This is a genomic window from Kitasatospora sp. NPDC091257, from assembly GCF_044757675.1.
Classification (GTDB): Bacteria; Actinomycetota; Actinomycetes; order Streptomycetales; family Streptomycetaceae; genus Kitasatospora; species Kitasatospora lactacystinica.
Genome location: NZ_JBIVVI010000820.1, coordinates 1 through 4,211 on the forward strand (window position 1 = coordinate 1; position 4,211 = coordinate 4,211).

3 protein-coding genes are annotated in these 4,211 nt (G+C 74.7%); 2 read left to right on the top strand and 1 reads right to left on the bottom strand.

The features are described from left to right. Nucleotides 1–106 precede the first annotated feature (106 nt). A complete protein-coding gene (locus tag ACIQOV_RS30205) occupies nt 107–1,444 on the top strand; it encodes an aminotransferase class I/II-fold pyridoxal phosphate-dependent enzyme (protein WP_401053767.1) in 1,338 nt (445 codons plus the stop codon). A gap of 273 nt (nt 1,445–1,717) precedes the next feature. Next, nucleotides 1,718–2,917: a GDSL-type esterase/lipase family protein gene (locus ACIQOV_RS30210; protein ID WP_401053769.1), complete on the top strand. Its 1,200-nt coding sequence runs from the start codon at nt 1,718–1,720 to the stop codon at nt 2,915–2,917. A gap of 80 nt (nt 2,918–2,997) precedes the next feature. Here the strand turns inward: ACIQOV_RS30210 and ACIQOV_RS30215 are convergent. Beyond that, on the bottom strand, nt 2,998–4,211 hold a 1,214-nt coding region (locus ACIQOV_RS30215), incomplete at its 5' end, for an NAD(P)/FAD-dependent oxidoreductase (RefSeq protein WP_401053770.1).

Sequence of the window (4,211 nt, forward strand, 5' to 3'; positions counted from 1 at the left end):
GTCCCGGTAGCGGGTGGGGGTGGTCCTGGCGGTGCGGGAGTAGCTGGGCGACCCTTCCGGGGTGGCTGACATGACATCCTCTACGTACTAGTGCATAATTTGCTTTGTGCTAGGAGACTATCCGCTGAAGGGGCGACGCGCCAGCGAAATCGCGGCCCACATCGAGCAGGGCGTGAGCAGCGGGCGACTCGCCCCCGGAACCGCCCTGCCCCCGCTGCGCGACCTCGCCGCCGAACTGGGCGTCAACCCCAACACCGTCGCCGCGGCCTACCGGCTGCTGCGCGACCGCGGCGTGATCGAGACCGCCGGCCGCAAGGGCAGCCGCATCCTGCCCAGGCCCGCGCTCACCCCGCGCGACCAGATCCGCATCCCCGTCCCGCCGCACGCCCGCGACCTGTCCACCGGCAACCCCGACCCGGCCCTGCTGCCCGACCTCGCCCCGGCCCTCGCGGCCGCCGCCGAGGCCGCGCGCACCGACCCGGTGCTGTACGGGCACGCCGCCGTCGACCCGCAGCTGCTCGCGCTCGCCCGCGCCTCCTTCGAGGCCGACGGCCTGCCCGGCGGCCCGATCGCCGTCGCCTCCGGCTCGCTGGACACCATCGAACGGATCCTCGGCGCCCGGCTGCGCCCCGGCGACGCGGTGGCCGTCGAGGACCCGGGCTGGGGCAGCCTGCTCGACCTGCTGCCCGCGCTGGGCCTGAAGCAGGTGCCCGTCCGGCTGGACGACGAGGGCCCGCTGCCGGAGGCGCTGGCCGCCGCGCTGGCCGAGGGCGTCCGGGCCATGGTGGTCACCAGCCGGGCGCAGAACCCGACCGGAGCGGCGCTCACCGCGCGGCGGGCCGAGGCGCTGAAGACCGTACTGGCCGAGCACCCCGGGGTGCTGCTGATCGAGGACGACCACGGGCACGGCATGGTCGACCAGCCGTACCACCCGCTGGTCGGCCCCGGCACCCGGAACTGGGCGGTGGTGCGCTCGGCGGCCAAGGCGTACGGGCCGGACCTGCGGGTCTCGGTGGCGGTCGGCGACGCGGAGACGATCGGGCGGGTGGCCGGCCGGATGCGGCTGGGCGCCGGCTGGGTCAGCCACCTGCTGCAGCGCACCGTCGCCGAGCTGTGGCGCGGCGACGCCGCGCCGGCGGACCGGGTGGCCGCCGCGTACCGGGCCCGGCGCGACGCGCTGCTGGGCGAGCTGGCGGCCCGTGGGATCGAGGCGCACGGGCGGAGCGGGCTGAACGTCTGGGTGCCGGTGCCGGACGAGACCTCGGTGCTGGCGGCCCTGGTGCAGCGTGGCTGGGTCGCGGCGCCCGGCGCGCGGTACCGGATCCAGTCGCCGCCCGGGCTGCGGTTCACCACGGCGCGGCTGGAGGCGGCGCAGGCGCGGGAGCTGGCGGAGGACCTGGCGGCGGTGCTGGGGGCGGGCGGGGGCGGGTCGCGGCTGGTGTGAGCCCGTGGGCCGGTGCGCCGTGGGCCGGGTGGGGCAGGTGTGGTGGGCGTGAACCGCGGGCGGCATCCGGTCGTCGCCCGCCCGCCTGGTCTGAACCCGGCGGTAACAAAAGCGGAAACCTCCCGCAGATGCCTAGCGGTGGCGAGCGCGGGCATGTCATCTTTCATCGCGCCACCGGCCGGCGGCCCACCCTCACCCAGGCATCCTCCCGTTCCCCATTCCTCGGGAGGATCGAGCCGCAGGAGTTCCGCAGTGCCCGAGAACCGTTCGAGCATGACCCGCAACACCCGCAGCACCCGCAGTACCCGTCGTCCCGGCCGGCGGCTGCTGGCCGCAGCCCTCGCGCTCCCGCTCGTCGTCGCGGGCCTGGCCGTCGCCTCGCCGGCCTCCGCCGCACCGGCCGCACCGGCCGCCGTGCCGTCCGGGCCCACCGCCAGCGTCACGCTCGGCGACAGCTACATCTCCGGCGAGGCCGGCCGCTGGAAGGGCAACTCGGCCGGCACCAGCGGCAGCCGCAACGGAACCGACCGGGCCTGGACCGGCAGCGCGTACGACGCCTCGCGGGTCTACGGCGCCACCGCCGCGAGCGGATGCGACCGCTCGGACGTCTCCGAGGTGCTCAGCGCCTCGACCGGGGCCCAGAACGAGATCGACCTGGCCTGCTCCGGAGCCGTCAGCGCGAACGTCTTCCGCGCCTCCAACGGCGGCCAGTCGCTCAAGGGCGAGGCCCCGCAGGCCGACCAACTCGCCACCGTGGCACGGCAGAACAACGTCAAGCTGATCACCCTGTCGATCGGCGGCAACGACCTGGGCTTCTCGGACGTCATCTCCACCTGCGTGAAGGACTACCTGGTCTGGTACTCCTACTGCCACTACTCCGCGCAGTCCCAGATCGACGACAGGATGCCCGCCGCGATGGCCGGGGTCGGCAAGGCGGTCGACGAGGTCCGCGCGGTGATGGCCGACGCCGGCTACGCGCAGTCGGACTACCGCCTGGTGCTGCAGTCCTACCCGTCGCCGATCCCGCGCAGCGCCGAGATGCGCTACCCGGAGAGCGGCTGGACCCGCTCCAACACCGGCGGCTGCCCGTTCTGGGACGGGGACGCCGACTGGGCCCGCGACTCCATGGTGCCGCAGATATCCCGGGCGCTGGCGGGCGTCGCCGCTGCCAAGGGCGCGCAGTTCCTGGACCTGTCGGACATGCTGCAGGGCCGCGAGGTCTGCTCGACGGCCACCAAGCAGCCGACCGCGAGCACCGGCCCGTCCGCGACCACCAGCGAGTGGGCGCGCTTCCTGGACGGCGGGCTCAACTCCACGCAGGGCGTGCTGCAGGAGTCGATGCACCCCAACTACTACGGCCAGCAGGCGGTCGGGCGCTGCCTGACGCTGCTGTGGGCGCGTCCGAGCGGTGACTACGCGTGCCGCAACACGGCCGGGCAGGACGCGGGCGGGATGTACCTCACCGCTCGGTGACCGCGTGCCCGACGGCGCGCCGACCCGTGTGACACGGCGCCCCCGCAGCCTCGGCCGCGGGGGCGCCGTACGGCCGTCGCTCAGCCCTTGGCGAGCAGCGACTGGGCGTGCGCGCGGACCTGGTCCTTCGTCAGGTACGCGTCGGTGTACTCGAAGTCCTGCAGGCGGGCGGGCTGGCGGGCGAGGAAGCCGGTGCGGACGAAGTCGTCGCCCGCGGTCGCGTTGAGCAGCCAGTTGGCGCCCACCCGGAACTTGGCCGCGTTGGTCCGCATCGCCATCAGGTGGTAGCCGCGCGCCACCAGCTGGGCGGGCACCCCGCGCAGCTCCACGCCGAGCGGCTTGGAGACCGCGTCCTTGCCGCCGAGGTCGACGACCAGGCCCAAGTCCTTGTGGTAGTACGGCTCCAGGGGGCGGCCGTGGAGCGAGGCGATCAGGTTGTTCGCGACCGCGCGGCCCTGGCGGGCGGCGTGCTGGGCGGTCGGCGGGCAGACCGCGCCGTCGCCCTTGGCGAGGTCGGGGACGGCGGCGGCGTCGCCGATCGCGAACACGCCCTCGAACTGCGGCACCCGCATCTCCGCCGTCACGGCGAGCCGGCCGCGGACCGTCTCGGCGTCCAGGGTGCCGATCAGCGGGCTCGCGGCCACGCCGGCGGTCCAGATCAGGGTGCGGCAGGGGAGCACCCGGCCGTCGGTGAACTTGACGGTCTCGGCGCCGACCTCGGCCACCGAGACGCCCAGCGACACCTCGATGCCGCGCTCGCGCAGCACCTCCAGGGCGGCCTCGCCGAGCGGATCGCCCAGCTCCGGCATCAGCTTCGGGGCGATGTCGATCAGGTGCCACTTGATCTGCCGGGCGTCCAGGCGCGGGTAGCGGTGGGCGGCGGCGGTGGTCAGGCGCTGGAGGCAGGCGGCCGTCTCGGTGCCCGCGTAGCCGCCGCCGACGACCACGAACTGGAGCCGGGACTCGCGCTCCTTCTGGTCCAGGGTGGCGGAGGCGAGGTCGAGCTGGGCGATCACGTGGTCGCGGACGTAGGCCGCCTCGGCGAGCGTCTTCATTCCGCGGGCGTAGTCGGTGAGGCCGGGGATGTCGAAGGTGCGGGTGACGCTGCCGGGGGAGAGCACCAGGTGGTCGTACTTCTGCGCGACCACCTCGTCGGTGATCTTGCGGACGACGCACACCTTGGAGGCCGGGTCCACGCCGATGGCCCCGCCGGGGACGATGTGGGTGCGGCGCAGCGAGCGGCGCAGGGAGACGGCCACGGACTGCGGGGTCAGGACGCCGGCCGCGACATGGG

Coding starts and splice junctions, on each gene's coding strand:
- ACIQOV_RS30210 (WP_401053769.1), top strand. CDS start 1,718: ATGACCCGCAACACCCGCAGCACCCGCAGTACCCGTCGTCCCGGCCGG.